Here is a 22,944-nt window from a genome sequence, read left to right as displayed (position 1 = left end):
TCAGGCCTCCATCAGCAGGCAGGCGTGGGGCGGCAGATGCACCGTCACGGGCGAGCCCACGGGACGGGCGCCGGTGGCGCCTTCGTTACTTTCGCGCAGCATCACTTTCACATCATTGGCCAGCCGGCACTGGTAGAGCGTGGCCGTGCCGATGTAGAGCACGGCCTCGACCACGCCGCGCAGGTGGTGCGGTTCTGACGGAGCCACCAGCTTCGACCGCTCCGGACGGAACGCCAGTTGCGCGCGGCCGGCCAGGGAGTCGCCGTTGTTGGTGCAGGGAATGTCCACCGCAAGCCCATCGGGGCGGAACAGGCGACCGTTCTGCGGGCACTGGCGAAGCTGGCCGGGGAGGAAGTTGATGTCACCGATGAAGTGGGCGACGAAGGGGTGCTGCGGTCGCTCGTAGACCTCGCTGGGGGTGCCGATCTGCAGGATCTTGCCGCTGGCCATCACGGCGATGCGATCCGACAGGGTTAGCGCCTCCTCCTGGTCGTGGGTGACGAAGATGAAAGTGATGCCCGCCTCCTGTTGCACACGCTTGAGCTCTACCTGCATTTCCTTGCGCAGCTTGAGGTCCAGCGCGGAGAGGGGTTCGTCCAGCAGCAGCACGTCCGGGCGCGGTGCCAGCGCACGGGCCAGGGCCACGCGTTGCTGCTGGCCGCCGGAGAGTTCGGCGGGGCGGCGGCGGGCCAGGTGTTCCATCTGTACCAGTGCCAGCATCTCCCGCACCCGCACGGGAATGGCAGCGCGCGCCAGGCCCTGCATCTCCAGGCCGAAGGCGACATTCTCGGCCACCGTCATATGAGGGAACAGCGCATAGTTCTGGAACACGGTATTGATCCGGCGCTGGTACGGCGGCAGCTCGTCCACCCGTTGTCCGCCGATATGGATGCTGCCGGAGCTGAGTTGTTCGAAGCCGGCGATGCTGCGCAACAGTGTGGTCTTGCCACAGCCCGAGGGGCCGAGCAGGGTGAAGAACTCGTTGGGGCGGATGCTCACCGTAACGTCGTCAAGCGCCGGGGCCACTTCAGGGTCGTCGATATAGCGCTTGCTGACGCGTTGCACTTCGATGGACGATTCGCGCTTCATTTTGGTGCGTCACCTTTTGTTTTTGTATGCAAAAATTGAATGCAATCTACAAATAGCCCGTTTAAGCTGATTGCGCAACAGGCTTTTTCTGGCGGAATCTCTCCCTCCGAAGCAGGCCGTTCAGCGCAACAATGGAGTGACCATGACCGACAAGAAGCTGGAAACCATGGTGGACCGGGTCTATCAGGGGGTTTACCAGGCCATCAGCAAGCGCTCGCTGCGACCCGGCATGAAACTGGGCGAGGCTTCCCTGGCGGGGTTGTTCGGCGTCAGCCGCACTTCGGTGCGGGCGGCGCTCAAGCAACTGGAAGCCGATGGACTGGTGAGCTCCGAGCCGAACAAGGGCTGTTGGGTCTCGCTGCCCAGCGACGAGGAGATCCGCTCATTGTTCGAGACCCGGCGGCTGATCGAGATCGGCATCGTCACCGAGCTGTGTCGGCGGCGTGACGCGGCGGCCATGCGCAATCTGCGTGAGCATCTGCTGCTGGAGGAGGCGGCGCGGCGCGAGCATGACCATGAGCGGCTCATCCACCTGCTGGGCGAATTCCACATCAAGCTGGCCATGGCGCTGCACAACCCGGTGCTGCTGGACTGGTTCCGCAAGCTCATCTCCCGCGCCTCTCTCTACGCCGCGGCGCTGGACGACGAACGCCATGACGCCTGTCGTGACGACGAGCACCTGCGGCTGATCGAGTTCATCGAGGCCGGCAACCAGAACGCCGCCATCGAGTTGACCTGTTTCCACCTAGCCGCTATCCAGAACGCCATCCTCGAATCGGCCGACAAGCTCAAGACCGGCTACCACCCGCTGAAGCACCTTATCGAGAGCTGAGCGCAGCGATGAAGATCCAGTTGATCAACCCGAACACCAGTGCCGCCATCACTGCCCGCCTGGCCGAGGTCGCTCGAGATCTGCTGCACCCCGGCAACCAGTTGCTGGCCGTGACCAATGGCGCGGGACCGAGCTCCATCGAGAGCCACTACGACGAGGCGCTTTGCCTGCCAGGCTTGCTCCAGGCCATTCGTGACGGTGAGCGCGAGGGTGCCGAAGGGCATGTGATCGCCTGCTTTGGCGACCCGGGCCTGCTCGCTGCTCGGGAAGTCGCCCGCTATCCGGTGATCGGCATGGCCGAGGCGGCGATGCACTTGGCAGCCTGGGTCGCGACCGGGTTCAGCATCGTGACGACCTTGAGCCGTACCAAGGTCATTGCTCGCCATCTCGTCGAGCGTTATGGCTTCGCGCAGCATTGCCGGGGCATTCATGCGGTGAACATCCCGGTGCTGGCTCTGGATGGACAGCCGCAAGGCCTGCAATCTCTGATGCACGCCGCCTGCCTCGAGGCCTTGGAACGTGATGAGTCCGCCGCTATCGTCCTCGGTTGCGCCGGCATGAGCCACTTGGCCGAACCGCTCAGTCAGGCGCTTGGCGTGCCCGTGATCGACGGCGTGGGCGCCGGCCTGAAAATGGTGGAGTTGCTCGGCGAACTCAAGCTGAGTACCAGCAAACGGGGTGATTTGGACTATCCGTTGGCCAAGCCCTATACGGGGTTCCTGCAGGGCTTCGCCTGGACGGAACGCCTGCCCCCCAAGCCTCGTTTTGCCGATTGATTGTCTGTTTGGCGCCTTGGGCTGGCATGCCCTGGCGCCCGTTGGTTTAGGCCGGAGGCGGCGCACCTGGCAGAGCGCACTACACTGCATGACAGGGCTTGCCATAGAGGGGCGTGCCATGTCTGAGATCAGCCGTCGCCATCTGCTGCTCGCCGCCGGCGGCGCCCTGCTGGCCAGCCCGGCGCTGGTGCTGGCCGAGCGTCTGCTGACACCGGCGCAGACCCTCGGGCCCTTCTACCCCGACCAGCTGCCGCTGGATCGCGACAACGACCTGGTGCAGGTCGAGGGCCAGGCCGAGCCAGCGCGCGGCACCCGCGTGCAGCTGCACGGGCTGATCCTCGATGGCCGCGGCCAGCCGCTGGCGGGCGCGCTGGTGGAAATCTGGCAGGTCGATGCCAACGGCATCTACCTGCACAGTCGCGGCGGCGACCGCCAGCGCCGCGACCCCGGCTTCCAGGGCTACGGCCGCTTCACCACCGGCGCCGACGGCCGCTATCGCTTTCGCACCATTCGCCCGGTGGCCTATCCCGGGCGCACCCCGCATATCCACCTGGCGGTGACCCTGCCGGGGCTGCCGCGCTTCGCCACCCAGTGCTATATCCGCGGCGAGCCGGGCAACCGCCGCGACGGCCTGCTCAATGCGATCCGCGATCCGCAGCTGCGCGAACTGCTGATCGTGCCCTTCGTGCCGGTGACCGGGCAGGTCGACGAGCAGGTGGCGCGTTTCGACGTGGTGCTGGGCGTTACCCCGGCTTCATGATCGCCCTTTGCACAAGCGCCTACAGCGGCCAGACCCACAACAGCAGCGGCACGCTGACCAGCACCACGAGAATCTCCAGGGGCAGGCCGAGGCGCCAGTAGTCGCCGAAACGGAAGCCGCCGGGGCTGAGAATCAGGGTGTTGTTCTGGTGGCCGATGGGGGTGAGGAAGGAGCAGGAGGCGCCGATGGCCACCGCCATCAGCAGCGAGTCGGGGCTGACCCCGAGCTGGCTGGCGGCGCTGAGGGCGATGGGGCACATCACCGCGGCGGTGGCGGCGTTGTTCATGAAATCCGACAGGGTCATGGTCACCACCAGCAGTAGGGTCAGGGTGACGATGGCGTTGCCCTGCGCCAGGTGCTCCATCAGCAGGCGCGCCAGCAGGTCGGCGGCGCCACTTTCCGACATGGCCCCGGCCACCGGGATCAGCGCGCCGAGCAGCACGATCACCGGCCAGTCGACGGCCTCGTACACCGCGCGCAGCGGGATCAGGCGCAGCAGCATGTAGGCCAGCACCCCGGCGGCGAAGGCCACTGCCGCCGAGAGCAGGCCGAAGGCGGCCGCAGCGATGGCCAGCAGCATCACCCCCAGGGCCAGGTTGGCCTGGCGCGGGTCGGGAATGTTGATGGCGCGCGCGGCCAGCGGCACGCAGCCATAGTCGTTGGCGAATTCGCCGATGTCCTCGGCGCCGCCCTGCATCAGCAGCACGTCGCCGCTCTGGATCAGGGTTGAGCGCAGGCGCTTGATCGAGCGGTGGCTCTGCCGCGAGATGGCCAGCAGGTTGATGCCGTAGCGGCTGCGCAGGCGGGTGCTGCTGGCGGAACGGCCGATCAGTTGCGAGTCGGGCTTGACCAGCAGTTCCTGCAGCGCGCGCTCCTCGCCATTGCTCTCCTTCTTCTCCGGCTCGGCGCCATCCTCCTGGCGCTGCTGCTCGGCCTCCTTGGCCTCGCGCTCGGCTTCCAGCAGCAGGTCCAGCTGGCCCAGCACCTCGCCCAGTTCCTCGGGCTCGGCCTCGATCACCAGCACGTCGTCGGCCTGCAGCACGCGGCGCGGGTTGGGCGCACTCAGGCGCAGCTTGTTGCGTACCATGGCCACCACCTGGGCGTCGGCCTCGTCGAGCAGTTGCTCGATCTCGCGCAGGGTCTTGCCCTGGGCCTTGCCGCCGTCCTTGACGCGCGCCTCAGTGAGGTAGCGGCCGGTGTCGAAACTGGCGGCGTTGCACACCTCGCGCCTGGGCACCAGGCGCCAGCCGAGCAGGGTGATGAACAGCACGCCGGCCAGCGCCACCGCCACACCTACCGGGCTGAAGTCGAACATGGCGAAGGGGCCGGCGCCGTGCTGCGCGCGGAAGCTGGAGACGATCAGGTTGGGCGGCGTGCCGATCAGCGTGGTCATGCCGCCGAGAATGGTGCCGAAGGCCAGCGGCATCAGCACCCGGCCGGGCGGCAGCTCCAGGCGCGCGGCGATCTGCAGGGCGATGGGCATCAGCAGGGCGAGGGCGCCGACGTTGTTCATGAAGGCCGAGAGCAGGGCGCCGAGCCCGGTCAGTGCGGCGATCGACGCCAGCCCCCCGGCGTTGCCGGGCAGCAGGCGCTGGGCCAGGCGGTTGACCGCGCCGCTGCTCTGCAGACCATAGCTGAGCACCAGCACGCAGGCCACGGTGATCACCGCCGGGTGGCCGAAACCGACGAAGGCCTCGCGTTCCGGCACCAGACCGGCGATCACGCAGGCCAGCAGGGCGCCGAGGGCGACCACGTCATGCCGCCAGCGGCCCCAGATGAACAGCCCCATGCTGGCGACGAGAATGGCGAAGATCAGGCCTTGGTCGAGGGTCATGGGGCGGACTGTCCTTGTGCGAGGGGCGCAGGTGCTTGTTGTAGCAGAGTCCATACCGCCGCGGCGGTTCCCCGCTCGTTGGGGCATTGGTGCGCAGGGCGCACCCTAGGGCGGCAAACCGCGTTGGCGGATGCCTCAGACGTACTGCGCGGCGGCGTAGCCCGAGGCCCAGGCCCACTGGAAGTTGAAGCCGCCGAGGTGCCCGGTGACGTCGAGCACCTCGCCGATGAAGTACAGCCCCGGCACCCTGAGCGATTCCAGGGTCTTCGACGACACCTCGCGGGTGTCGACGCCGCCCAGGGTGACCTCAGCGGTGCGGTAGCCCTCGGTGCCGGCCGGCACCAGCTGCCAGTCGGACAGGCGCTCGGCAATCGCCTTCAGCTCGCCCGGGCTGTACTGCTTCAGCGGCTTGTTGGCGAACCAGCTGTCCACTAACAGGGTCGCCATCTTCTTGGTGAACAGCTCGGCCAGCAAAGTCTTCAGCTCGCTGGCGCCGCGTTCGCGCTGCTGGGTCGCCAGCCACTCGGGCAGGTCGATATGCGGCAGCAGGTCGATATGCAGGGTGTCGCCCGGCTGCCAGTAGGAGGAGATCTGCAGGATCGCCGGGCCGGACAGGCCGCGGTGGGTGAACAGGATGTTCTCCTTGAAGCTCTGCCCGTTGCAGCTCACCAGGCAGTCCTCCACCGAGGTGCCGGACAGCTCCGTGCACAGCGTCTTGAGCTGCGGGTCGGTAATGGTGAAGGGCACCAGGCCGGCGCGGGTCGGCAGCACCTGATGGCCGAACTGGCGGGCCACCTGGTAGCCGAAACCCGTGGCGCCGAGGGTGGGGATGGACAGCCCGCCGCTGGCGATCACCAGCGACTGGCAGGCGATCGCGCCGAGGTCGCTGTGCAGCAGGAAGCCGCCGTCGGTCTTGGCGATGCTCTGCACCGCGGTGTTCAGGCGGATCTCGGCGCCGGCCTCGGCGCACTCGGCCAGCAGCAGATCGAGGATGGCATTGGCCTTGTGGTCGCAGAACAGCTGGCCGAGCTTCTTCTCGTGATAGGGCACGCCGTGCTTGGCCACCAGGCCGATGAAGTCCCACTGGCTGTAGCGCGCCAGGGCGGACTTGCAGAAGTGCGGATTTTCCGAGAGGAAGTTGCCCGGCTCGCAGTACAGGTTGGTGAAATTGCAGCGCCCGCCGCCGGACATGAGGATCTTCTTGCCGGCCTTGTTGGCATGGTCCAGCACCAGCACGCGGCGGCCGCGCGCGGCGGCGTTGGCGGCGCACATCAGGCCGGCGGCGCCGGCACCGACTATCACTACCTCAGTGTGCAACACGAGAGTTCCCCAGCGATTCGAGCGCACAGGCGGAGGCTGCGCGAAAACCCGCGCATCTTACCCGAAGCCGCTCTGGCCCGCCGATCCTGGCGCGGCAGGGCGGATGGACGGCCGCCCTGGCCAGCACCTGTATCAAAAATGAGACAGTGACGAGGGCTTTCGCGCCTGCTATCACTAGCATTGATCATTCCCCACGGATCGCCGCCGATGCCCGCAGTGCGCGCCTGGCTGTTGCTCTTGCTGCTGTCGCCGGCTCTGGCGGCGGGCGAATCGTTGCGCCTGGTGGCGGACCCCTGGCCGCCGTTCAACGACCGCCGCCTGCCCGGAAACGGCCTGGCCAGCGAGCTGGTGGAGCAGGCGCTGCAGCGCGCCGGCTACCGCTCCAGCTACGTCGAGGTGCCCTGGCAGCGGGCGGTGCTGGGGCTCAAGCGCGGCGACTACGACGTGCTGATCAACGCCTGGTACAGCCCCGAACGCGCCGAGTTCGGCCACTACTCGCAGCCCTATCTGGTCAACCGCATCCGCTTTCTGCAGCGCAAGGGCGCCGGCATCCGCTTCGACAGCCTGGCCGATCTGTATCCGCACAGCATCGCCGTGGTGCGTGGCTACGCCTATTCCGCCGAGTTCGACGGTGACGAGCGGCTGCGCAAGGTCGGCGTCGGCGGTTTCGCCACCGCCGCGCGCATGCTGCACGCCGGGCGCGTGCAGCTGACCCTGGAGGACGAGCTGGTGGCGCGCTATCACCTCGGTCGCGAGCTGCGCGCCATGCGCGACGAGCTGGAGTTTCTGCCGCTGCCGTTGAGCGAGAACGGCCTGCATATCCTGGTGCGCCGCAGCCACCCCGAACACCGCGAGATCGCCACGCGCTTCGACCGGGCGATCCAGGCCATGCGCGACGACGGCAGCTATGCCGCCACCTTTCGCCGGCATGGTCTCTGAGGCCTGCCAGGCGCCGCGGCGCTGATCGCTCCCAATCAGATCCGCTGCGTCAGTGCCGGATGCCTCGGGCGGGACTGGCACGCTGAACGGCGCATGCCGCGGGGGTCGCGCCCGACGATGGCGAACTCCTGGCTCGATCTGGAGCACGGCAGCCTGGCGCGCACCGAGCTGGTCCGTCGGCGCCGCAACGAGTATTCCTGGCAGCTATACCTGCGGCAGGTCTTTTGATTATTCACTTATGGGGCGCACTCCTAGACTCGGCGAAAACAGCCTACAACGGAGGTCGCCGTGTCCCATCCCTTGCTCCGCCACTACATCGCCGGATCGTTCGTCGCCAGCAGTCGGACCTTCGACAATGTCTCGCCGGTCGATGGTCGCGTCCTGGGTCAGGTTTGCGAAGCCGGTGCGGCGGAGGTCGACGCCGCGGTGACGGCCGCGGTCGACGCGCAGTCCGGTCCCTGGGGCGGGTGGTGCGCGGCTCAGCGCGCCGACCTGCTGGAGCGCATCGCCGATGCCATCGAACGGCGTTTCGAAGACTTCGTGGCCGCCGAGGTGGCCGACACCGGGCGCCCCGTGCAGCAGGCGCGCAGCCTGGATGTCGCCCGCGGCATGCACAACTTCCGCACCTTCGCTGGGCTGATCCGCCAGTCCGGTGGCGAGTACTACGAGATGCGCGCCGGCGACGGCAGCGACGTGTTCAGCTACACGGTGCGCAAGCCGCACGGGGTGGTGGCGATCATCTCGCCGTGGAACCTGCCGCTGCTGCTGCTGACCTGGAAGGTGGCGCCGGCCCTGGCCTGTGGCAATTGCGTGGTGGTCAAGCCCTCGGAGGACACGCCTTCGAGCGCCACGCTGCTGGCCGAGGTGATGCACGAGGTCGGTGTGCCGGCCGGCGTGTTCAACCTGGTGCATGGTTTCGGGCCGGCTTCGGCGGGGGAATTCCTCACCCGCCATCCGGACGTGGACGCCATCACCTTCACCGGCGAGTCCCGCACCGGCTCCACCATCATGAAGGCCGCCGCCGAAGGCGTGCGCGAGGTGTCCTTCGAGCTCGGCGGCAAGAATGCCGCGGTGGTCTTCGCCGATTGCGACTTCGACGCCGCGGTGGCGGGCGTGCTGCGCTCCAGCTTCACCAATGCCGGGCAGGTCTGCCTGTGTTCCGAACGGGTCTATGTGGAGCGGCCGATCTTCGACAGGTTCGTCGCCGCTCTGAAGGCCGGCGCCGAGCGGTTGAAGATCGGCTATCCGCACGAGGACGGCGTCGCCATGGGCTCGCTGATCTCGCGCAAGCACCGCGACAAGGTGCTGGGCTACTTCGAACTGGCGCGCGCCGAGGGCGCCACCCTGGTCACCGGCGGGGGCGTGCCGGTATTCGGCGATGCGCGCGATGACGGTGCCTTCGTGCAGCCGACCATCTGGACCGGCCTTGGCGACGACGCTCGCTGCATGCGCGAGGAGGTCTTCGGCCCGGTGTGCCATATCGCCCCGTTCGACAGCGACGAGGAGGTGCTGCAGCGGGTCAACGATTGCGCCTACGGCCTCGCCGCGGCCCTGTGGACCCGCGATCTGGGGCGCGCCCATCGCATCTCACGGCGCATCCGCGTCGGCATGGTGTGGGTCAACACCTGGTTCCTGCGCGATCTGCGCACGCCCTTCGGCGGCGCGCGCCTGTCCGGCCTGGGGCGCGAGGGGGGGCGGCACTCGCTGGATTTCTACTCCGAGACCACCAGCGTCTGCGTCAACGCCTGAGGAGGCCTCCGTCATGCATCAAGCCCTTATCCAGGCAGCCGATCGGCTGCGCCAGGCGGAGCGAGGCGGCCTTGCCTGCGCGCCGATCCGTGGTCTGATCGCCGAAGCCCTGGTTGACGAACCGGCTAGCGATCCCGTGAGCCTGGCCTACGCCGTGCAGCGCCATAACGCCCAGATTGCTCTGAATCAGGGGCGGCGCCCGGTCGGACGCAAGATCGGCCTGACCGCTCGCAGCGTGCAGCAGCAGCTCGGCGTGGAGCAGCCGGACTTCGGCGTGCTCTTCGCCGACCTGGCACGGGGCGATGGCCAACCCATCGCCTGGGACGATTGCGCCCAGCCCAAGGTAGAGGCAGAGATCGCCCTGGTGCTGGAGCAGGATCTGCCCCACGAGCGTCACACCCTGGCGGATCTGCTGCGCGCCATCGCTTTCGCCCTGCCGGCCATCGAAGTGGTGGGCAGCCGCATCGCCAACTGGGACATCCGCCTGGTGGACACCATCGCCGACAACGCCTCGGCCGGCCTCTTCGTCCTCGGCAGTCGCCCGGTGAAGCTGGAGCAGCTGGATCCGGTGGGGTGCGGCATGAGTCTGAGCCTGCGCGGCGAGCCGGTGTCCACGGGGGCCGGCGCGGCCTGCCTGGACAACCCGCTGAACGCCGCGCTCTGGCTGGCCGACACCATGGCGCGCCTGGGCGAGCCGCTGCGCGCCGGCGACATCCTCCTCACAGGCGCGCTGGGGCCGATGGTCTCGGCCCGGCCGGGGGACGTGTTCACCGCCCATATCCAGGGCCTGGGCAGCGTCAGTGCCGCCTTCGCCGCGCAGGAGGCACGCCCATGACGCGCAAACGCAAGGTCGCCATCGTCGGCTCCGGCAATATCGGCACCGACCTGATGATCAAGGTGATGCGCAACGCGCAGCATCTGGAAATGGGCGCCATGGTCGGCATCGACCCGGCGTCCGACGGCCTGGCCCGTGCCGCACGCCTGGGCGTCGCCGTTAGTCACGAGGGCGTGGAGGGCCTGAGCCGACTGCCGATCTTCGACCAGATCGACTTCGTCTTCGACGCCACCTCGGCCGGCGCCCACGTGAAGAACGACGCCTTCCTGCGCGGCATCAAGCCCGGCATCCGCCTGATCGACCTGACCCCGGCAGCCATCGGTCCCTACTGCGTGCCGGTGGTCAACCTGGAGCAGAACCTCGCCCAGCGCAACGTCAACATGGTCACCTGCGGCGGCCAGGCCACCATCCCCATGGTTGCCGCGGTGTCGCGGGTGGCCAGGGTCCATTACGCCGAGATCATCGCCTCCATCGCCAGCAAGTCCGCCGGCCCGGGCACCCGCGCCAATATCGACGAGTTCACCGAGACCACCAGCAAGGCCATCGAGGTGATCGGCGGCGCGGCCAGGGGCAAGGCCATCATCATCATGAACCCGGCCGAACCGCCGCTGATGATGCGCGACACCGTGTTCGTGCTCAGCGAGGCCGCCGATCAGGCCAGGGTCGAAGCCAGCATCGAGGCAATGACCGCCGCCGTGCAGGCCTACGTGCCGGGCTATCGGCTGAAACAGCGGGTGCAGTTCGACCTGATCCCCGCCGCTGCGCCGCTGCACATTCCCGGCCATGGTCGTTTCTCCGGGCTGAAGACCTCGATCTTCCTCGAGGTGGAAGGCGCCGCCCACTACCTGCCGGCCTACGCCGGCAACCTCGACATCATGACCTCTGCCGCGCTGGCCACCGCCGAGCGCATGGCCCAGGCGATGAACCAAGGCTGAGGAGACGCCCCATGACATGCGACCCGAGCAAGAAGCTCTATATCTCCGACGTGACCCTGCGCGATGGCAGCCATGCCATTCGCCACCAGTATTCGCTGGCGCAGGTCCAGGCCATTGCCCGCGCGCTGGACCTGGCGCGCGTCGATTCCATCGAAGTGACCCATGGCGACGGCCTGCAGGGCTCCTCGTTCAACTACGGCTTCGGCGCCCACAGCGACCTGGAATGGATCGAGGCGGCGGCCGATGTCATCGAGCACGCCCGCCTGACCGTGCTGCTGCTGCCGGGCATCGGCAGCGTGCATGACCTCAAGGCCGCCTATGGCGCCGGTGCCCGCAGCGTGCGGGTGGCCACTCACTGCAGCGAGGCGGATGTGTCGAAACAGCACATCGAGTACGCCCGCGAACTCGGCATGGACACCGTCGGCTTTCTGATGATGAGCCACATGCTCCCGGCCGAGGAGCTGGCCCGCCAGGCCAAGCTGATGGAGGGCTACGGCGCCCAGTGCATCTACATGGCCGACTCCGGTGGGGCGATGAACATGCGCGACGTTCGCCAGCGTATGCGCGCCTTCAAGGCCGTGCTCAAGCCGGAAACTCAACTGGGCATGCATGCCCACCACAACCTCAGCCTCGGCGTGGCCAACTCCATCGTCGCGGTGGAGGAGGGCTGCGAGCGCATCGACGCTAGCCTCGCCGGCATGGGCGCCGGCGCCGGCAACGCGCCGCTGGAGGTGTTCATCGCCGCCGCCGAACGCCTGGGCTGGAACCACGGTACCGATCTGTACCGGCTGATGGATGCCGCCGACGACCTGGTGCGACCGTTGCAAGACCGACCGGTACGGGTCGACCGCGAGACCCTGGGCCTGGGTTATGCCGGGGTCTATTCGAGTTTCCTGCGCCATGCCGAGGCGGCGGCGCAGAAGTACGGGTTGAAGACCCTGGACATCCTCGTCGAGCTGGGCCGCCGGCGCATGGTCGGCGGCCAGGAAGACATGATCGTCGACGTTGCCCTCGACCTGCTGGCCCTGCAACCGGAGAACCGTCCATGAGTACCGATATCGTCCGCATCGCCGCAGCGCTGGATCAGGCCGCCCGTCGCGCCGAGGCGTTGCCGCAGTTCAGCACCGAGCGTCCGTTTCTGCTGGAGGAGGCCTACCAGATCCAGCGCGCGTCGATGCAGCGCCGCTACGAGGATGGCGAGCGCAGCATCGGCATCAAGCTGGGCTTCACCAGCCGCGCCAAGATGATCCAGATGGGCGTGGACAGCCTGATCTGGGGCTGGCTCACCGACGCCATGCTCGAGGAAGACGGCGGCCTGGTGGATCTGTCGCGCTATATCCATCCCCGCGTCGAACCCGAGGTCTGCTTTCTCACCCGGCGCGACATCGATCGCCCGCTTAGCCTGCTGGAGGCCGCCGACTATCTGGAGGCGGTCGCTCCCGCCCTGGAGATCATCGACTCGCGCTACCAGGCGTTCAAGTTCAGCCTGGAGGACGTGGTCGACGACAACTGCTCGTCCTCCGGCCTCACCCTCGGCCCCTGGTCGCGCGACTGGTCCGGCCTGGCCAATGCCGGCGTGATCCTGCGCCAGGACGGCCAGGTGCTGCAGACGGGTTCCACCGCCGCCATTCTCGGCCACCCGCTGCGCAGCCTGGTGCAGGCGTCACGCCTGCTGCACGGCAGCGAATGCGTGCTGCCTGCCGGCAGCCTGATCATGGCCGGCGCCGCCACGGCGGCGGTGCCGCTGCGTGCGGGGTCGCACTTCTGCGTCGAGATCCAGGGCTTGGGTGAGAGCAGCTTCATCACCTGCAAGGAATCGAACCATGAGTGACAACCGCTCCACCGTCGTTGCCGGCAAGGCCAGACCGCGCGGGCGCTTCCCGCACATCAAGCGGGCCGGCGACTTCCTCTTCGTCTCCGGTACCAGTTCGCGGCGTCCCGACAACAGCTTCGCAGGCGTGGAAGTGGACGAGCTGGGCACCACCAGGCTCGACATTCGCGCCCAGACCCGCGCGGTCATCGAGAACATTCGCGACATTCTCGCCTGTGAAAACGCGAGTCTCGGCGACGTCGTCGAGATCAGCAGCTTCCTGATCGATATGAACGATTTCGGCGGTTACAACGAGGTTTACGCCGAGTACTTCGATGAGACCGGCCCCACGCGAACCACCGTGGCCGTTCACCAATTGCCCCACCCGCACCTGCGGATCGAAATCAAGGCTGTCGCCTATTCCCCCTCCAACCGCTGAGAGAAGAACAATGGACAAATACCACTTCAGCCCCCCGCTCAATTTCAATCGCTGGCTCGACGACAACGCCCACCTGCTCAAGCCGCCGGTGGGCAATCGGCAGATCTGGCAGAACAGCGATTTCATGGTCACCGTGGTCGGTGGGCCCAATCAGCGAACCGATTTTCACGACGATCCGGTGGAGGAGTTCTTCTACCAGTTCAAGGGCAACGCCTACCTCAATATCTGGGACCGCGGCCGCTACGAGCGGGTGGACCTGAAGGAAGGCGACATCTACCTGATGGCCCCCACGTCATCCATTCGCCGCAGCGCCCCGAGCCCGGCAGCCTCTGCCTGGTGGTGGAGCGCGTGCGCCCGGCGGGGCAGAGGGATGCCCTGCAATGGTCCTGTGCCCGCTGCGGGACGCTGGTCAAGCGCTACGAGATGCAGCTGCAGAGCATCGTCACCGACCTGCCGCCGGTCTACGAGCAGTTCTACGCGACCTCCGCCGAGGAGCGCCGCTGCAGCGCCTGCGGCGAGATCCATCCCGGCCGCGACTGGCAAACCTGGCACAAGACCCTCAACGAGTTCCATCCCGTATGAAGATCGACATCCACTCCCATTTCTTCCCCAGGGTGAGCCAGGCCGAAGCCGCCCGCTTGAGCCCCGAGCGCGCACCCTGGCTGCAGACCGAGGGCCGGCATGGCCACATCATGCTCGGTGACAAGCCGTTTCGCCCGGTGAACGATCTGCTCTGGGACCCGCTGCGCCGTCTGGAGCACCTGGACGAGCAGGACCTGGATATCCAGGTCATGTGTGCCACCCCGGTGATGTTCGGTTACGACCAGCCCATCGAGCGGGCCCTGCCCTGGGCACAGCTGATGAACGACCGCGCGCTGGAGATGACCGCGCTGGCCCCCGACCGGCTCAAGGTGCTGGCGCAGGTGCCCCTGCAGGACATCGACGCGGCCTGCCGCGAGGCCAGTCGCGCCATGTGCAACGGACATGTCGGCGTGCAGATCGGCAACCACGTGGGCAACCACGACCTGGACGAGGCAGGACTGGTGGAGTTCCTCCACCACTGCGCGGTGGAAGACATCCCGCTGCTGGTGCACCCCTGGGACATGATGGGGCGCGAGCGCATGAAGAAGTGGATGCTGCCCTGGCTGGTGGCCATGCCGGCGGAAACCCAGCTGGGCATCCTGTCGCTGATCATGTCCGGCGCCTTCGAACGGCTGCCGCACTCCTTGCGCATATGCTTCGCCCATGGCGGCGGCAGCTTCGCCTTCCTGCTCGGCCGGGTGGACAACGCCTGGCGCCACCGCGACATCGTTCGCGAGGATTGCCCCGCCTTGCCGTCCAGTTACGTCAAGCGCTTCTTCGTGGACTCGGCGGTATTCGCCCCCGGTGCCTTGCGTCTGCTGGTGGACGTGATGGGTGCCGACCGCGTGATGCTCGGCTCCGATTCGCCGTTCCCGCTCGGGGAACAGGTAATCGGCGCCGGTGTGCTGGAACACCCGACATTAAGTGAACAGGACAAGACACGTATCTGCGCCGACAACGCACGCGCGTTCTTCGGCTTTTGAGGCCTGCCAAAACAACCAATACCCCTACACAACTGGCTTTGCCGAACAAAAAATAATAGGAGGCGCCATGAGCGGTAATTTTCAATCGGTCAGCGAGATCATCGACAGCAGTCCGCTGTCAGCCCTGCAGATCAGGGTCTTGCTGTTGTGTTTTCTGGTGGTGGTGCTCGATGGCTTCGACACTGCGGCCATCGGCTACATCGCCCCGGAACTGATTCGTGAGTGGGGCATCGAACGCAGCCAGCTCGCTCCGGCCTTCGCCGCCGGGCTGTTCGGCATGCTGGTCGGCAGCGTCGGGTCCGGCCCGTTGGCCGATCGTTACGGCCGCAAGCTGTTGTTGCTGGCCAGTCTCACCATCGTGGCGGTAGGCACGCTGGTCTGCAGCCTGGCGCCGAACATCGAAGTGCTCACCGTACTGCGCTTTCTCACCGGCATCGGTCTGGGCGGCGTGCTGCCCAATGCCATCACCCTGAGCTCGGAGTATTCCCCGGCACGGCGTCGCATGCTGCTGGTGACCCTCAGTTACTCCGGCTTCACGCTGGGCCTGGCGCTGGGCGGCTGGGTGGCCGGCGCGCTGTTGCCGGCGGTGGGCTGGAAGGGCGTGTTGCTGTGCGGTGGCGTGGCGCCCTTGCTGCTGCTGCCGATACTGATCCTGGTACTGCCGGAGTCCACCTGCTTCATGGCCGGCAAGCCTGCTTATGCCAAGCGCTTGCAGACGATTCTGACGAAGATCAGTGGTCGCCAGGATTGGCAGGGGGTGACGCTGGTCGGCGAGACGGCTGCGCGTCAGCAGGCCTCCTCGATCAGCACGCTGTTCGCCGACGGCCGCGCGCTGCGCACCCTGCTGCTGTGGCTGACCTTCTTCTGCTGCCTGTTCGTCTTCTACCTGCTGACCAGCTGGTTGCCCACCATCCTGCGCAGCAGCGGCTACGCCGTTCAGGAGACATCCAACATCGCCGCGATGATCCCGTTCGGCGGGGTGCTGGGGGGCATCGTCATGGCCCTGCTGATGGACCGCTACGGCGCCTTGCGTCTGCTCCCGCTGCTGTGTCTGGGAGCGGCCGTCGCGCTGGCCCTGACCGGCACCCAGCTGGGCAGCAGCGCGCAACTGATGCTGATGGTCTTCGCCGTCGGTTTCACCCTCACCGGCGCCCTCAACAACCTGAGCATTCTCGCCTCCACCCTCTACCCCACGCATGCCCGTGCCACCGGTGTGGGTTGGGCGCTGAGCGCGGGCCGTACCGGTTCGATCATCGGTTCGATTCTGGGCGCCTGGTTGTTCGAGGCTGCCGGCGGACTGCAGAGCTTCTTCATCTGGCTCGCCGTGCCGGCGCTGGTGGCCAGCCTGGCGCTGCTGGTGATGAGCCTGCAAGGCGCGCGCGCCGTCCCTCAGGGCAGCGTGGCCTGAGCTATCTTGCTCAGGTCGGCACGCGCCGATGCCCGAAGCACGGCCCTGGCACCTCGCCAGGGCCGGTAGTCGCAGAGGTGGAAGATGAAAACCAGTGTGGTCTCGGTCGCGCGCAAGCTGAAGTTCTATCAACTGGTGATCTTCGACCAGGTGGTGAAAAGCGGATCGCTGTTGCGAGCCGCTGAGGTGCTGAACATGACCCAGCCCGCGGTGACCAAGGTCATCCACGAGATGGAGTCCTACTTCGCCGCGCCGCTGCTGGTCCGCGGCAATCGCGGTGTCTGCGTGACGGAACTGGGCGACCTGGTGCTGGTACGGGCGCGCTCGATGCTTGCCGAGTTGAGGGCATTGAGCGACGAGGTCGAGGCCTATCAGGAAGGCAACAGCGGGCATGTGGTCGTGGGCACGCTGATTTCCGCCACCACCTCGTTGCTGCCGCGCGCGCTGCGCCTGCTCAAGGAGCGAGCGCCGCGGGTGCTGGTGTCGGTGCAGATCGGCCAGTTCGATCAGCTGTTCCCGGCCTTGATCGCCGGCGAGGTCGACCTGGTGGTCGGGCGCGTGCCGGACGATTGGCGAGGTAGCGGCGAAGCGCGTGCGCTGGGCGTCGATGTGCTGTACGACGAACAGCTGTGCATCGTCGGCGGGGTAGGCCATCCGCTGCATCAGCGCGCGACGCTGGATGTGGCCGACCTGCATCCCTATCCCTGGGTGTTGCCACCACCGGGCTCGCTGCTGCGGCGCACCGTCAACCAGGTGTTCGCCGAGGCCGATCTGCCCTTGCCGAGCAATGTCATCGAGTCGTTGTCGGTGCTGACCAACGTGGCGCTGATGCAGGACCAGCAGACCATCGGCCTGCTGCCCCTGGAGACCACTCGGCAGGTGGCCGGCCCTGGCGGAGTGCGCGCGTTCGACCTCAACGTCGCGCTGCGTTTCGGCGACATCGGCTGTTTCTACTCCAACGGCCGCAAGCTCGGGCCCGCCGCGAAACTGTTCCGGGAGTGCCTGCATCTGGCCTGTGACGCCTATCAGGACAAGGGGTAACGGCGGTTGCCTGCGTAGCAACCAGCCGCCTTGCCGAGCGATGCCCCTGACTGCGCAACTGCAGGCCAATCGGGTCTCGCTGATGCCGGCCTTATAAGTTGCCGATAGTTGGCGAGTTGATCGCCGAGGCTTGGTTTTATTTATCCATTGATTATCCGGGTTCTGTATTAACGGCGTCTTGGGTTATATCGCTGCGCGGAAGTTAAGCGTTCGATTGGAACTTGTCGAAAGCGATATTGCTGGCGTGTTGGGTATCAATGAATGGAATAGCTGCAGGTATTCTTTTTATTGGTGATTTATTTGCTGGTCATATAGTTTTTGGACAGTGGGGAGTTCACTGCGGTAGCTGGTAAGTGCCGAGATAGAGGGATCCTTGCTTGTTGCTGGAAGGCGTTCGTGCACGCCGGTGCCGGCGCCATTGGTGGAATCTGGCGAGTTGCGTACTGGTCGTTGGTCGCGCCGCTACGTTCTTCTGCGCGGTTTTTCCGAAGTGTGCATTGCCTTGCTCGAGTTGGGCGGGGTGGGACAGTTTTATCTGGCGCCGGGAGGGCGCGATGAATCTGGGTGGCAACTTTGCGTGTCGCCGTATCTGGTTGAACAATAATAAAGGTAGTCGCCATGAGTAAAAACAAGTTGTACGCGGTAGCGGTCGTGAGTGCTGGGGCTGTCGTTGCGGCGCCATTGCAGGCAGAGGAAGGCGGTTTTGTCGAGGATGCCACTGCGACCCTGCAGTTGCGCAATTACTACTTCAGTCGCGATTTCTCCGACATCGTCGGACCCAATCAGCAGTCCAAGGCCGAAGAATGGGCCCAGGGCTTTATCCTCAATTTCAAGTCCGGCTACACGCCCGGCCCGGTGGGCTTCGGACTGGATGCCATCGGCACCCTCGGCATCAAGCTCGACAGCAGTCCCGATCGCGTCAACAGCGGCCTGCTGCCGGTGCAGGAGGACGGCGAGGCGGCCGATGAATACAGCCGTCTGGGCGTCGCGGCGAAGATGCGTCTGTCGAAGACCGAGCTGAAGGTAGGCGAGCTGCAGCCCAATCTGCCGGTCCTGTCCTATAGCGACATCCGCCTGCTGCCCCCGAGCTACCAGGGCGCCAGCCTCACTTCCAGCGAGATCGCCGGGCTGACCCTGCAGGCCGGCCACCTCACCGGCACCAGCCTGCGCAACGAGGCGGGCGACGACAAGCTGCAGGCCATGATTGGCTTCCAGCCTCAGCGTCAGGTCTCCAGCGACGCCTTCAACTACGCCGGTGCCGACTATGCCTTCAACGGCAATCGCACCACCGCCGGCCTCTGGTACGCCCAGCTGGAGGACATCTACGAGCAGCGTTACCTGGGCCTCAAGCATTTCGAGCCGGTGGGCGACTGGCTGCTGGGGGCCAATCTCGGCTTCTACGATTCGCAAGAGGACGGCAAGCAGCTGATCGGCGAGCTGGACAACCGCGCCTTCTACTCGCTGTTCTCCGCCAAGCGCGGTGGCCACACCTTCTATGTCGGCTATCAGGGCATGTTCGGCGATCACGGCTTCCCCCGCGTGTTCGCCAACGTCTCGCCGCTGGGTAACGAGGTGCCGACCTTCGAGTTCGCCTCGGCCGACGAGCGCTCCTGGCAGGTCCGGCATGACTACGACTTCGCCGCGCTGGGGATTCCGGGCCTGACCACCACCCTGCGCTACATCAAGGGCGATAACGTCGATACCGGCCGCGGCTTCGAAGGCAAGGACTGGGAGCGGGATCTGGACATCGGCTACGTGATCCAGAGCGGTGCCCTCAAGGGCCTTGGCCTGCGCGTGCGCAACGTCACCGCGCGTTCCAACTACCGAACCGATGTCAACGAGAACCGCCTGATCCTCAACTACACCCTGACGTTGTTCTGATTGCCCATCCATCGTCAAAAAGGCGCGGGCCGTGCGTTGAGAACCATCAGTTGCACGGCCTGCCGCCCTCCGCTTCGTCCTGGCTGCCGCCCCGACCATCGCGTCCTGGCTGCGCGGCTCATGGCATTGTCGAGGTAGCCAATACATGCCCCAGAAAAATATTGCCGCGGCGCTGCTGGTGCTGGCGGCCGTGCTCGTCGTGGTTGGGTTTCATCTCGGTCAGGCCTGGATAACCGGCGTGGCGGTGCTGCTGAGTGCCTTGGCCGGTTGGCGCTATCACCTGCTGCCCGCCGAGATCGTCGAGGTCCGCGTGCCCGTGGAAGTGCCCGTCGCCGTGATGCCGGCAGAGCCGGAGGTGAAAGGCGAGCCGCCGGCGCCTCCGGTGTCTTTCGAACCGCTGCTGGTGCGGTTGCTGGAGCTCGGCGAGACGATCGCCCAGAGCAACTCCGATATGCAGCAAGCCGACGTTCTGGCCCGCCAGGCAGGGGAAAACCTCCAGCTGTCGATTCGCAGCATCGAGGACTCCAGGGACCTGATCACCGAGCTGGCGGATTACATGGACCACATCACCCTGATGTTCAACGATCTCAGCGAGCAGTCCCAACGTATCGGGTCGATTGTCGGCAGCATCCAGGAGATCGCCAAGCAGACCAACCTGTTGGCGCTCAATGCCGCCATTGAGGCCGCGCGGGCGGGTGAGCAGGGGCGGGGCTTCGCCGTGGTCGCCGACGAAGTGCGCCACCTGGCGCGGCGCGCCAACGAGGCCAGCGAGCAGATCCGCGACATCGTCCGCAGCTTGCAGCAGGCCTCGGAAGAGGCGCGAGTGGGGCTGACCCAGGTCGATGGGTCTGCCCGAACCGGCCTGGAAAAATCCGCCGTTGCCCTGCAGGCGCTGGCGCAGATGAAGGAGCTGGCGGCCGTACGCCTGGGATTGCTGCAGCGTACCGTGCTGCGCATGGGGGAAAAGCAGCGGCTTGCCGAGCTGCTACGACAACTGTTGATCGAGACGAGCAGTAGCGCGGAGCGTGAGCACCTGCGGGCACTCGGCCGTACTGCCCGGCTACAGGGATAGCACCGTGCGTGCGCGGCCCTGCTGCTTGGCCCGGTACAGGCGGATGTCGGCCTCGTGCAGCAGGCTTTCCAGATCGTCCGGTTCGCCGCGATAGAGGCCGGCGCTGAACGACAGCGGCGGCGCGCCGGCGGCGTAGTGCAGGCCGGCGCACTGGCGGCGCAGGCGGTCGAGGGCCTGGGCCAGGTCGTCGGCCTGCTGCGCGCTGACCAGGGCGAACTCCTCGCCGCCGAGGCGACCGAGCAGGGCCTTGGGGAAGGCGCCGGCCAGGGCGCGGGCGAACACCACCAGGGCGCTGTCGCCGCTGGCATGGCCGAAACCGTCGTTGATCTGCTTGAAGTGATCGAGATCGAGCATCGCCACGCTCAGTTCGTGGCCGTCGCGGCGCGCCTGCTGCAATAGCTGCAGGCCCTGCTCGTAGAAGGCGCGGCGGTTGTTCAGCCCGGTCAGGGCGTCGAACTGCGCCGCCTGCTTCAGCGCGCGCAGCAGGTCGCGGCGCTCCAGGGTGGACATCACCCGGCAGTTGAGTTCCTCGGGGCAGAACGGCTTGCGCAGGAAGTCGTCGGCGCCGTGCTTGATGAACAGCGCGCTGAGCGAGCCCTTGGCGTCGGCGGACAGGCCGATGATGATCAGCTCATGGCGTTTCATCTTCTGCCGCAGCAGCTTGACCAGCTCGAAGCCGCTGATGCCGGGCATGGCGTGGTCCAGCACCAGCAGGTCGATGTCCGGCTGCTCGGCGAGCAGGCGCAGGGTCTCCTCGCCGTCGCGGGCCTCGAGGATCTGGTAGCGGTGCGGGGTCAGCACGTGGCGGATGTAGTGGCGGGTGGCCTCGGAGTCCTCGGCGATGAGGATCTTGATCTTCGCGTTGTGCTCCAGGCGGTGCAGCAGGCGGAAGGCGTACTCGTAGGAGTGCTGGCTCTCCTTGAGCACGTAGTCGACCACGCCCTTCATCAGCAGCTCGTCGCGGCGCTGCTCGTTGTAGCTGCCGCTGAGCACGATGCACGGCAGGCGGTAGCGCATCACCAGGTCGACGCTCTCGCCGTTGGGCGCATCCGGCAGGTGCAGGTCGACGATGGCGGCGAAGAACAGCCCGGCGGAGGTCTCCAGCATCACCTCGGCCTCGGCCAGCGAGGCGCAGAACACCGGCTGCAGCGTCGGCTCCTGGCGGAACAGGTGCTCGAGAATCTTCAGCACCAGCGGACTGTCTTCGATGACCAGGATATTGCGCATCCCTATTCCTCTCCTGGCGGGCCTGCTAGAGCAGGCGTACGCGTAACGTGCGCCCCTTGATCTTGCCTTCGGTGAGGCGTTTGAGGGCCTGTCTGGCCACGTCGCGCTCGACCGCGACGAAGGCCTGGTAGTCGAACAGGGCGATCTTGCCGACCTGGCTGCCGGGCAGCCCGGCATCGCCGGTCAGTGCGCCGAGGATGTCGCCGGGGCGCAGTTTGTCCTTGCGCCCGGCGCCGATGCACAGCGTGTGCATCGGCGGCAGCAGCGGCTCGCCGCCGGCCTTGGCCGCGGGCAGCGGGTACCAGGCCAGCGCCTTGCCCTGCAGCGCCTCGATGGCCTGGGCGCGGCCGGCTTCGGCCGGGGCCACCAGGCTCAGCGCCAGGCCCTTCTCGCCGGCCCGGCCGCTGCGGCCGATGCGGTGGATATGGACCTCGGCATCGCGGCTCAGCTCGACGTTGATCACCAGCTCCAGGCCGGCGATGTCCAGGCCGCGGGCGGCCACGTCGGTGGCCACCAGCACGCTGAGGCTGCGATTGGCGAACAGTGCCAGGATCTGGTCGCGCTCGCGTTGCTCCAGATCACCGTGCAGGGCGGCGGCGGAGATCTTTTCCGCCTCCAGCTGCGCGGCCAGCTCGTCGCACTGCTGGCGGGTGGCGCAGAAGGCCACCGCCGGCTGCTTGCGAAAATGCCGCAGCAGGGTGCTCACCGCTTCCAGGCGCTGGCCCGGGGCGATCTCGTAGAAACGCTGCTCGATCTGCCCGTCGTCGTGCTGGGCCTCGACTTCGACCCGCTCCGGGCTGCGCAGAAAGCGCGCGGCGAGCTGCTCGATGCCGGCCGGGTAGGTGGCGGAGAACAGCAGGGTCTGCCGCCGCGCCGGGGTCTGCTCGATGATCTCGGCGATGCTGTCGATAAAGCCCATGTCGAGCATGCGGTCGGCCTCGTCGAGCACCAGGGTATTGAGGCCGTCGACCTTCAGCGTGCCCTTGCGCAGGTGCTCCTGCACCCGCCCCGGGGTGCCGACTATGACGTGGGCGCCGTGCTCCAGCGAGCCGATCTGCGGGCCGAAGGGCACGCCGCCACAGAGGGTCAGCACCTTGACGTTGTCGGCGGCGCGGGCCAGGCGGCGGATTTCCTTGGCCACCTGGTCGGCCAGCTCGCGCGTGGGGCACAGCACCAGCGCCTGGCAGCCGAAGTAGCGCGGGTTGAGCGGGTGCAGCAGGCCGAGGGCGAAGGCCGCGGTCTTGCCGCTGCCGGTCTTGGCCTGGGCGATCAGGTCGCGGCCCTTGAGGATGCTTGGCAGGCTGGCGGCCTGGATCGGCGTCATCTGCGCGTAGCCGATGGCGGCGAGGTTGGCCTGCATGGCGGCGGACAGGGGCAGGCTGGCGAAATCGGTGGCGGTCACGGCAAGGGGCTCGGGGCTGGCGAAACAGGC

General features: G+C 66.8%; 19 protein-coding genes and 2 pseudogenes. 16 read left to right on the top strand and 5 right to left on the bottom strand.

Annotated features, from left to right (window positions below; translation table 11 throughout):
* On the bottom strand, positions 1 to 1,089 hold the full coding sequence (locus AC1G9C_RS22985; protein WP_480408891.1) for an ABC transporter ATP-binding protein: 1,089 nt from the start codon (positions 1,087 to 1,089) through the stop codon (positions 1 to 3).
* 142 nt (positions 1,090 to 1,231) lie between these two features.
* Here AC1G9C_RS22985 and AC1G9C_RS22980 point away from each other — a divergent pair, with 142 nt between their 5' ends.
* The 3 genes from AC1G9C_RS22980 (at position 1,232) to AC1G9C_RS22970 (ending at position 3,457) form a co-directional block, all read left to right on the top strand.
* Positions 1,232 to 1,921, top strand: a complete 690-nt coding sequence (locus AC1G9C_RS22980; RefSeq protein WP_021446104.1) for a GntR family transcriptional regulator — start codon at positions 1,232 to 1,234, stop codon at positions 1,919 to 1,921.
* An 8-nt stretch (positions 1,922 to 1,929) separates the two neighbouring features.
* Positions 1,930 to 2,697 carry an aspartate/glutamate racemase family protein gene (locus tag AC1G9C_RS22975; RefSeq protein ID WP_122109377.1) on the top strand — a complete coding sequence of 256 codons (768 nt, stop codon included), beginning with the start codon at positions 1,930 to 1,932 and terminating at the stop codon, positions 2,695 to 2,697.
* A 118-nt stretch (positions 2,698 to 2,815) separates the two neighbouring features.
* Positions 2,816 to 3,457: a dioxygenase family protein gene (locus tag AC1G9C_RS22970; protein ID WP_480408890.1), complete on the top strand. Its 642-nt coding sequence runs from the start codon at positions 2,816 to 2,818 to the stop codon at positions 3,455 to 3,457.
* A gap of 19 nt (positions 3,458 to 3,476) precedes the next feature.
* On the opposite strand, the gene AC1G9C_RS22965 is transcribed toward AC1G9C_RS22970, so the two are convergent.
* The gene (locus AC1G9C_RS22965; protein ID WP_480408889.1) at positions 3,477 to 5,291 is read right to left on the bottom strand and encodes an SLC13 family permease; all 1,815 of its coding nucleotides are present in this window, start codon (positions 5,289 to 5,291) and stop codon (positions 3,477 to 3,479) included.
* Positions 5,292 to 5,426: 135 nt separating this feature from the next.
* Positions 5,427 to 6,563 carry a BaiN/RdsA family NAD(P)/FAD-dependent oxidoreductase gene (locus tag AC1G9C_RS22960; RefSeq protein ID WP_480410435.1) on the bottom strand — a complete coding sequence of 379 codons (1,137 nt, stop codon included), beginning with the start codon at positions 6,561 to 6,563 and terminating at the stop codon, positions 5,427 to 5,429.
* Positions 6,564 to 6,818: 255 nt separating this feature from the next.
* Between AC1G9C_RS22960 and AC1G9C_RS22955 the strand changes: the two genes are divergently transcribed.
* From AC1G9C_RS22955 to AC1G9C_RS22895, 13 genes and pseudogenes are all read left to right on the top strand, one after another.
* Positions 6,819 to 7,550 carry a substrate-binding periplasmic protein gene (locus AC1G9C_RS22955; protein WP_480408888.1) on the top strand — a complete coding sequence of 244 codons (732 nt, stop codon included), beginning with the start codon at positions 6,819 to 6,821 and terminating at the stop codon, positions 7,548 to 7,550.
* Between the two features lie 288 nt (positions 7,551 to 7,838).
* On the top strand, positions 7,839 to 9,299 hold the full coding sequence (locus tag AC1G9C_RS22950) for a 2-hydroxymuconic semialdehyde dehydrogenase (RefSeq protein WP_480408887.1): 1,461 nt from the start codon (positions 7,839 to 7,841) through the stop codon (positions 9,297 to 9,299).
* Positions 9,300 to 9,312: 13 nt separating this feature from the next.
* Positions 9,313 to 10,134, top strand: a complete 822-nt coding sequence (locus AC1G9C_RS22945) for a fumarylacetoacetate hydrolase family protein (RefSeq protein WP_480408886.1) — start codon at positions 9,313 to 9,315, stop codon at positions 10,132 to 10,134.
* Positions 10,131 to 11,069: an acetaldehyde dehydrogenase (acetylating) gene (locus AC1G9C_RS22940; RefSeq protein ID WP_480408885.1), complete on the top strand. Its 939-nt coding sequence runs from the start codon at positions 10,131 to 10,133 to the stop codon at positions 11,067 to 11,069. Before AC1G9C_RS22945 ends, AC1G9C_RS22940 begins: the two co-directional genes overlap by 4 nt.
* Positions 11,070 to 11,080: 11 nt before the next feature.
* A complete protein-coding gene (gene dmpG / locus AC1G9C_RS22935) occupies positions 11,081 to 12,118 on the top strand; it encodes a 4-hydroxy-2-oxovalerate aldolase (RefSeq protein WP_480408884.1) in 1,038 nt (345 codons plus the stop codon).
* Positions 12,115 to 12,900, top strand: a complete 786-nt coding sequence (locus AC1G9C_RS22930; RefSeq protein WP_480408883.1) for a 2-keto-4-pentenoate hydratase — start codon at positions 12,115 to 12,117, stop codon at positions 12,898 to 12,900. The genes dmpG and AC1G9C_RS22930 overlap by 4 nt, the downstream gene beginning before the upstream one ends.
* The gene (locus AC1G9C_RS22925) at positions 12,893 to 13,318 is read left to right on the top strand and encodes a RidA family protein (RefSeq protein ID WP_096827574.1); all 426 of its coding nucleotides are present in this window, start codon (positions 12,893 to 12,895) and stop codon (positions 13,316 to 13,318) included. Before AC1G9C_RS22930 ends, AC1G9C_RS22925 begins: the two co-directional genes overlap by 8 nt.
* A pseudogene (locus AC1G9C_RS22920) lies at positions 13,215 to 13,900 on the top strand (3-hydroxyanthranilate 3,4-dioxygenase). The gene AC1G9C_RS22925 and the pseudogene AC1G9C_RS22920 overlap by 104 nt, the downstream one beginning before the upstream one ends.
* Positions 13,897 to 14,883, top strand: a complete 987-nt coding sequence (locus AC1G9C_RS22915; RefSeq protein ID WP_480408882.1) for an amidohydrolase family protein — start codon at positions 13,897 to 13,899, stop codon at positions 14,881 to 14,883. Before AC1G9C_RS22920 ends, AC1G9C_RS22915 begins: the two are co-directional and overlap by 4 nt.
* A 67-nt stretch (positions 14,884 to 14,950) precedes the next feature.
* Complete coding sequence (locus tag AC1G9C_RS22910; RefSeq protein ID WP_480408881.1) at positions 14,951 to 16,291, top strand: MFS transporter; 1,341 nt, start codon at positions 14,951 to 14,953, stop codon at positions 16,289 to 16,291.
* Positions 16,292 to 16,375: 84 nt separating this feature from the next.
* The gene (locus AC1G9C_RS22905; RefSeq protein WP_480408880.1) at positions 16,376 to 17,332 is read left to right on the top strand and encodes a LysR family transcriptional regulator; all 957 of its coding nucleotides are present in this window, start codon (positions 16,376 to 16,378) and stop codon (positions 17,330 to 17,332) included.
* A 618-nt stretch (positions 17,333 to 17,950) separates the two neighbouring features.
* Complete coding sequence (locus AC1G9C_RS22900; protein WP_480408879.1) at positions 17,951 to 19,213, top strand: OprD family porin; 1,263 nt, start codon at positions 17,951 to 17,953, stop codon at positions 19,211 to 19,213.
* A 613-nt stretch (positions 19,214 to 19,826) separates the two neighbouring features.
* Positions 19,827 to 20,285, top strand: a pseudogene (locus tag AC1G9C_RS22895) (methyl-accepting chemotaxis protein); the annotation flags it as partial.
* Here AC1G9C_RS22895 and AC1G9C_RS22890 read toward each other — a convergent pair.
* Complete coding sequence (locus AC1G9C_RS22890; RefSeq protein WP_480408878.1) at positions 20,274 to 21,512, bottom strand: diguanylate cyclase domain-containing protein; 1,239 nt, start codon at positions 21,510 to 21,512, stop codon at positions 20,274 to 20,276. The pseudogene AC1G9C_RS22895 and the gene AC1G9C_RS22890 sit on opposite strands and share 12 nt — an antisense overlap.
* 25 nt (positions 21,513 to 21,537) lie before the next feature.
* Entirely contained in the window at positions 21,538 to 22,914 is a 1,377-nt protein-coding gene (gene dbpA, locus AC1G9C_RS22885) for an ATP-dependent RNA helicase DbpA (RefSeq protein ID WP_480408877.1), read from the bottom strand.
* Positions 22,915 to 22,944: the final 30 nt, after the last annotated feature.

Source organism: Pseudomonas sp. ABa2 (genome assembly GCF_056676075.1).
Note: the sequence above shows the minus strand (reverse complement) of the source record. Positions and strands in the feature narration are given on the sequence as shown.

Coding starts and splice junctions, on each gene's coding strand:
- AC1G9C_RS22925 (WP_096827574.1), top strand. CDS start 12,893: ATGAGTGACAACCGCTCCACCGTCGTTGCCGGCAAGGCCAGACCGCGC.
- AC1G9C_RS22900 (WP_480408879.1), top strand. CDS start 17,951: ATGAGTAAAAACAAGTTGTACGCGGTAGCGGTCGTGAGTGCTGGGGCT.
- AC1G9C_RS22955 (WP_480408888.1), top strand. CDS start 6,819: ATGCCCGCAGTGCGCGCCTGGCTGTTGCTCTTGCTGCTGTCGCCGGCT.
- AC1G9C_RS22980 (WP_021446104.1), top strand. CDS start 1,232: ATGACCGACAAGAAGCTGGAAACCATGGTGGACCGGGTCTATCAGGGG.
- AC1G9C_RS22905 (WP_480408880.1), top strand. CDS start 16,376: ATGAAAACCAGTGTGGTCTCGGTCGCGCGCAAGCTGAAGTTCTATCAA.
- AC1G9C_RS22985 (WP_480408891.1), bottom strand. CDS start 1,089: ATGAAGCGCGAATCGTCCATCGAAGTGCAACGCGTCAGCAAGCGCTAT.
- AC1G9C_RS22975 (WP_122109377.1), top strand. CDS start 1,930: ATGAAGATCCAGTTGATCAACCCGAACACCAGTGCCGCCATCACTGCC.
- AC1G9C_RS22970 (WP_480408890.1), top strand. CDS start 2,816: ATGTCTGAGATCAGCCGTCGCCATCTGCTGCTCGCCGCCGGCGGCGCC.
- dmpG (WP_480408884.1), top strand. CDS start 11,081: ATGACATGCGACCCGAGCAAGAAGCTCTATATCTCCGACGTGACCCTG.
- AC1G9C_RS22910 (WP_480408881.1), top strand. CDS start 14,951: ATGAGCGGTAATTTTCAATCGGTCAGCGAGATCATCGACAGCAGTCCG.
- AC1G9C_RS22945 (WP_480408886.1), top strand. CDS start 9,313: ATGCATCAAGCCCTTATCCAGGCAGCCGATCGGCTGCGCCAGGCGGAG.
- AC1G9C_RS22915 (WP_480408882.1), top strand. CDS start 13,897: ATGAAGATCGACATCCACTCCCATTTCTTCCCCAGGGTGAGCCAGGCC.
- AC1G9C_RS22930 (WP_480408883.1), top strand. CDS start 12,115: ATGAGTACCGATATCGTCCGCATCGCCGCAGCGCTGGATCAGGCCGCC.
- AC1G9C_RS22940 (WP_480408885.1), top strand. CDS start 10,131: ATGACGCGCAAACGCAAGGTCGCCATCGTCGGCTCCGGCAATATCGGC.
- AC1G9C_RS22960 (WP_480410435.1), bottom strand. CDS start 6,563: ATGTGCGCCGCCAACGCCGCCGCGCGCGGCCGCCGCGTGCTGGTGCTG.
- AC1G9C_RS22965 (WP_480408889.1), bottom strand. CDS start 5,291: ATGACCCTCGACCAAGGCCTGATCTTCGCCATTCTCGTCGCCAGCATG.
- AC1G9C_RS22890 (WP_480408878.1), bottom strand. CDS start 21,512: ATGCGCAATATCCTGGTCATCGAAGACAGTCCGCTGGTGCTGAAGATT.